General features: G+C 66.4%; 2 protein-coding genes, 1 tRNA gene and 1 pseudogene. 3 read left to right on the top strand and 1 reads right to left on the bottom strand.

Annotation, left to right across the window (positions count from 1 at the left end):
• Positions 1 to 121 (top strand): annotated as a pseudogene (locus IVA80_RS26160) (MBL fold metallo-hydrolase); the annotation flags it as partial.
• Positions 122 to 235: 114 nt separating this feature from the next.
• Here IVA80_RS26160 and IVA80_RS26155 read toward each other — a convergent pair.
• Positions 236 to 3,652 (bottom strand): PAS domain-containing protein, encoded by a 3,417-nt coding sequence (locus tag IVA80_RS26155; protein ID WP_247437156.1) that lies wholly within the window; start codon positions 3,650 to 3,652, stop codon positions 236 to 238.
• A 610-nt stretch (positions 3,653 to 4,262) separates the two neighbouring features.
• Between IVA80_RS26155 and IVA80_RS26150 the strand changes: the two genes are divergently transcribed.
• Both IVA80_RS26150 and IVA80_RS26145 read left to right on the top strand, forming a co-directional pair.
• Complete coding sequence (locus tag IVA80_RS26150) at positions 4,263 to 4,697, top strand: phasin (protein ID WP_247437155.1); 435 nt, start codon at positions 4,263 to 4,265, stop codon at positions 4,695 to 4,697.
• Between the two features lie 325 nt (positions 4,698 to 5,022).
• Positions 5,023 to 5,099, top strand: a tRNA-His gene (locus tag IVA80_RS26145).
• The last annotated feature ends 203 nt before the right edge of the window (positions 5,100 to 5,302 follow it).

The following is a 5,302-nucleotide window of genomic DNA, read 5'->3' as shown; positions in this document are numbered from 1 at the left end:
GCGGGAGCTGGCTAAGAGCGGCGAGATGCTGGTGGCCACTCACCTGCCGTTCCCGTCCATCGGCCGGGTGGCGGCCGACGGCGACGCCTTCCGTTTCGTGCCGGTCTTCTGGGACTACTGATCGCTCGTCGGGTTAGCTCGAACCAGGGCGCGCGTGCGCGCGGCCTGAGTTCGTGCAAGGAGCCTCATGCGGAGGAGCGCCGCCTTCCGGCGCGAGACCGAGCCGTTCCGTCGCTTACGCCCGCGCCAGCGCCGATGCGAACACCACCTCGATCAGCGTGCCGGTGTTGGCGGTGCGCTTGATGTTGAACCGGGCGCGGTTGGCCTCGACCAGGGCCTTGGTCAGCGACAGGCTGAGCGCCGAATTGTCCGCGGCGTCGCCAGGGGGCGGCATACGGAACGGCTCCATCGCGGCCGCAACTTCGCGCTCGGACAGGCCATGGCCGGTGTCGCGAATGCGCAAGCACACCTCGCCGCGGTCGTTCAGCGCGGTCGAGACGATGACCTGGCCGCCGGCGCTGGCGAGCCGGATCGAGTTCGAGATCAGATTGATGGTGATCTGCCGCATCGCGCGCGCGTCCACGCTCACCTGCGGCAGCGCGTGCGCGAGCGAGGTGCGGATGATGATGCGCTCGCGATTGGCCTGCGGCTGCATCACCACGACGCAGGCTTCGATGAGGTCGTTGAGGTTGAGGTTGGCGAAATTGAGATCGAGCTTGCCGGTCTCGATCCGCGATAGCTCCAGCAGATCGTCGATGATGGCGATCACGCGCTCGCCGGAGGCGCGGATGTCCTTCATGTATTCGCCGTAGCGCTCGTTGCCGAGCGTGCCGAAGCGCTCCGAGATCATCACCTCCGAAAAGCCGATGATGGCGTTGAGCGGCGTGCGGATCTCGTGGCTGATCCGCGCCAGCATGTCAGCCTTGGCGTTCGCCGCGCCGTCGACGAGATGGCGGGCCCGCGTCAGCTCGCTCTCGCCCTGCTTGCTCTGCGAGAGGTCGCGGAATACGGCGAAGAAGTTCGGGCCGTCGGGCCTGGTGCGGCCCATGATCATGGCGAGCGGTATGACGCCGCCCTTCTTCTCGCGTCCCAGCACCTCGCGGCCGTGGTCGAGCAGGCTGGCGATGTCCTGGCTCTTGAGGCTTTCGAAATAGGCGACGACGATTTGCTGGCTCTCCGGCGCAAACAGCGTCACCAGGTTTTTCTGCATCAGCGCGTCGCCGTCATAGCCGAACAGCGCCTCCGCGCTGCGGTTGCAGGCGTGGATGTTGCCTTCGGCATCGAACATGACGATGCCCTCGGCCGTGGTGTCGAGGATCGCGGCGAGATCCTCGGCATCTGCATCGCCGGCCTCGGGCTCGGGCAGGGCGGGGATCGTTGCCAAAGTCTCGGCGACGACATGCTCGGTGACAACACGCTCGGTCACGACAGCTGATGCCGGCGGCAGCGCGCAGATCAGCGCGTGCGCGCTCTCGCCGTCCCAGTCGATCGTGTGCAGATGCGCCTCGGTGGTCGGAAGCGGCTGTTCGCCGTTGGCGAGCGTCGCGCTGATCGTCACCGGCGTGCCGCCCTGCGATGTGCTGCTCACTGAGGATACGCCCGGCTCGACATAGAGCGCATCGAGCCCGCCGGCATCCTCCAGCGCGCCCAAATTGGCATGGCCCATGCGCGCGAGGAAGGCGGGGTTGGCGTAGAGCAGGCGATCGAGCCGGTAGATCAGCATGCCTGATGGCACGAGGTCGAGCAGCGCACGGTCGCGCACGCTGTGGCCGCGCGCGGCCGGCGCGGGTTCGGTCAGCCATTCGGCCGGCGCGTGCGGCGCCTCAGGCTCCGGCGTTGGTGGTTCGGACGTGACGGCAGCGATTGTCTCACGCTCGCGTTCGAGTCGCTCGGACAATTGCCGGGCGAGCTCGTTGAACGCGCTGTTCTCGACAGGCGTCAGCGTCGGCGGTCTGGCATCGCCGTGCGGGCGGAACGGCACGACATTGGGAGGCGTTTCCACTGGCGTTTCCGGATCGGTTGGGTGTGAATTCGCTTCGGGTGTAGGGTCGGGCAGTTCAGGTTCAGGTGTCGGCTCAGGCTCAGGTGCGGGCGGCTCGATCGGCGGAGGCGGTGGCTCCGCCTCGGGCTCGGGCTCGATGATGTCCGCCGACAGGCCGTGCTGCGCGGGCGGCTCTGCGAGCAGCTCAAAGCGCCGGAGCGCCTCCAGCCGGTTGAGGCCATCGAGATCGCGGCAGACGCCAAAGCCCCTGAAGCCTGCGAAATTGCGCTCGCGGTCATAGACCGGAAGGCCTGCAAGCTCGACCGTCAGATGTTCGCCGCCATCGGCCGGCCAGTTCACGGTGATGCCGGCCCAGGTGTCGTGGCTATCAAGCGCCTGCGCCACGCGCCCCTCCGGATCGAGCGCAAATTCGTCGGCGATCTCGCGCCAGCGGCGGCCGAAGCGGGCGGCCGTGTGGGCGCCGATCAGGCGGATGAACGCGCTGGTTGCGAGCACAAAGCGCCCCTCTGCATCCATCTGCCACAGGAAGCGTAGCGGATGCTGACGCGGTTCAGGCGGCTCTGCCTGGTGCGGCGGCGGCTCGACCATGCCTGAAATGGTCGGCGCGTCCTGCGGCGACACGATGGCCTCTGGCGAGTTTTCAACCGGAGTTTCGGGCGCGGCTTCGACCGCTTCGCTGGTCGTTTCCTGGACAGGCTCTTCGATCGCTTCTTCGCCTGCTTCCCGGATCGTTGCGAACTCAGGCGCGATCGTCTCGGTCGGAGCCGGCGTCTCGACCGGATCGGCGAACGCGTCGAACAGCGCGAATTCGGATGGAGCCTCGTTCGACAGCGCAGGCTGCGCATAGTCCGGCACCGCGACCGGAGCCTCGGATGGCGGCGTCTCGGGTGCAGGCTGAGCAGCTTCTTCGCGCGCAGTCGCTTCGCGCGCGATGTCCTCAGCGGCTTCCGGCGCGGCATCCGCTGCCGCAGGCGCCGCCTGCCGAGCGGCAGGCTCGATCAGCGCGACCAGGCCGACATCGGCGCCCGTGCCGACCCGTTGCAGCACCAGATTGCCGATGCCGATCGGCGTCTCGGCGCGGCCTTTCGCCAGCGCCTCGCTGCGGGCCTGGTCGAGGCCGGCCTTGCCGAGATCGCGAAAGCCGAGCAGAGGACGGGCGGCTTCGCTGGCGCCGACGAACAGGCCGTCGGGCGCGAACGCGGCCATCGGCACCTTGGCGCCCTCGACCAGACGATGCAGCCGCTCGACCAGCGGCATGGTGCGCAGGGCCGGGTCCATCGCGGTGACGAGCACGCCGGATCTTCTGGGGAAATGGCCGCCATCGGCAAAGTCGAGCCGGGCGCAGGCGCAGGTCATCAGCATGCCGAAGCGGGCGCCGAAGCCGCGCAGCCGTTCGAGCCGGATCGCGCCGTTCGCCGGCAGTTGGCGGGCAAGCCGGACGATTTGGCGGCGATGGCTATCCGCAGGGCCGAACGTCCTGTCCGCGAGGGCTGCGGCATGGGCCGCGCCGAACAGCTTGGCGCCGACCGGATTGGCCCACAGCACGCGCGTGCCGTCGATCGACCAGAGCCAGGCGGGCAGCGCAGAGGTCGCGTGCACGGCCAGCCGGGGATCGCCCACGCCTCGCAACTGGAAATCCGAACTCGTCATCCGACCGGCTTCAAGTCTCGCTTGTTGGCATCAGGGTGCAAGGCTGCCGGAATGACAGCCTTAAGAAAGGATTAGTATCGCGCGCAGGCGCGGGCAGGTCCACGGCCCCGGTCCCCAGCGGCAGCCCAAAGCCGCGATAACCTTAATCTGGCTGAACCCGCAAGCCGCACCTCAGTTGCATCCGCAGGATTCGAGGGGCTGCGGCGATTGGTGAGGGCCGGGCCGAAGCACTGGATCACCCTGTCATTCCGGGGCGCGACGAAGTCGCGAGCCCGGAATCCATTTTCCGGCAGACTCCGCGGCCCGATGGATTCCGGGCTCCCTCGCTCCGCTCGGGCCCCGGAATGACGGATCGGAATTACCTCAACCCTGAGTTCCCCTAACCCGGAACCTCATCCCCACCGCGATAAAATTTTCGCAACGCACCCTCCTGGCGCGTTGCGATGCACAATGTTGACACGATAGGCAGCCATGGTGGCGGCGCTGGGCGAGCCATCTCATTTCGTTTCGCGTTTCCAGTCTTCGTACCCGCTGAATTGAAGGCCCAGATCGGGGCCAGCGGGCGCGCCAGAAGGCTCACTCCGTTTTTTCATTCGTGTGAGGGATAACCATGACAGGTGCGACTGATCCATTCTCTGCCTCGATCATTCCGTTCGAGGTGCCCGAGCAGATGCGTGCATTCGCCGAAAAGGGCGTTTCGCAGGCCCGCGAGAGCTACGCCAAATTCAAGGACGCGGCCGAAACCCACAACGGCACCGTCGAGGCCGTGTTCACCTCCGCCAACAAGGGTGCGAGCGAGTACACCGCCAAGCTGGTGGAGTTCATGAAGGCCAACACCACCGCCCAACTCGACTTCGCCCAGCAGCTGTTCGGCCTCAAATCGCCGGCGGAAGCGCTGGAGCTGTGGACCGGCCACACCCGCAACCAGTTTGAGACCTTGCAGTCCCAGGCCAAGGAGCTGGTCGAGCTCTCCCAGCGCGTCGCCGCCGCGACCGCCGAGCCGATCAAGGCCAGCGCCGCGAAGCTCTACACGCCGGCCGCCTGAGCGATCGGGTCTTGAACTGATTAAGAAACCCGGGCCTCAAGGGCCCGGGTTTTTCTTCACCTCTCCCGCGTGCGTGAGAGGTCGGCGCAAAGCGCCGGGTGAGGGTTCTCTCCCCACGGGAAGTCTCGGCGCAGGCGGGAGAAGCACCGCAACACCCTCATCGTCGCCATCAAGCCCGATTTCATCGCGTGAGGGCGATTTACCCCGGCTTTTCGTCCGTTTGCGGCCTTGCCAAAAACGCCCGTTGCACCTAGTTTCCGCCCCGTCCAGCCCCCTCGGTGACCGGCCCGTTCAGGGCGCGCCCTAAGGTGCGGCTCGCAAGGATGCAGTTGTAGCTCAGTTGGTTAGAGCGCCTGTCTGTGGAACAGGAGGTCGGTGGTTCGAGCCCACCCAACTGTACCAGTGATTTCAATAATTTAGCTCCGTGCCTGCTCTGTTCGACCTGCTTGGGTACCGAATTTAGGTATCGCCGGTGCGACTTCGCCCGTAAGCCCCCGGTGAAGGCCGCCTTCCCGGATCGTGCTCAAGCGTGAGATGCTTTGCTCATTAATTTGCAAACAAATGAGCAAACGTGACGACGGTAACGGTTCTATCCGGTCCAGAGC

The organism is Bradyrhizobium sp. 139, assembly GCF_023074175.1.
GTDB lineage: Bacteria > Pseudomonadota > Alphaproteobacteria > Rhizobiales > Xanthobacteraceae > Bradyrhizobium.
Note: the sequence above shows the minus strand (reverse complement) of the source record. Positions and strands in the feature narration are given on the sequence as shown.

Excerpts from the sequence above, each read along its gene's own strand:
- IVA80_RS26155 (WP_247437156.1), bottom strand. The coding sequence starts at position 3,652 with ATGACGAGTTCGGATTTCCAGTTGCGAGGCGTGGGCGATCCCCGGCTG.
- IVA80_RS26150 (WP_247437155.1), top strand. The coding sequence starts at position 4,263 with ATGACAGGTGCGACTGATCCATTCTCTGCCTCGATCATTCCGTTCGAG.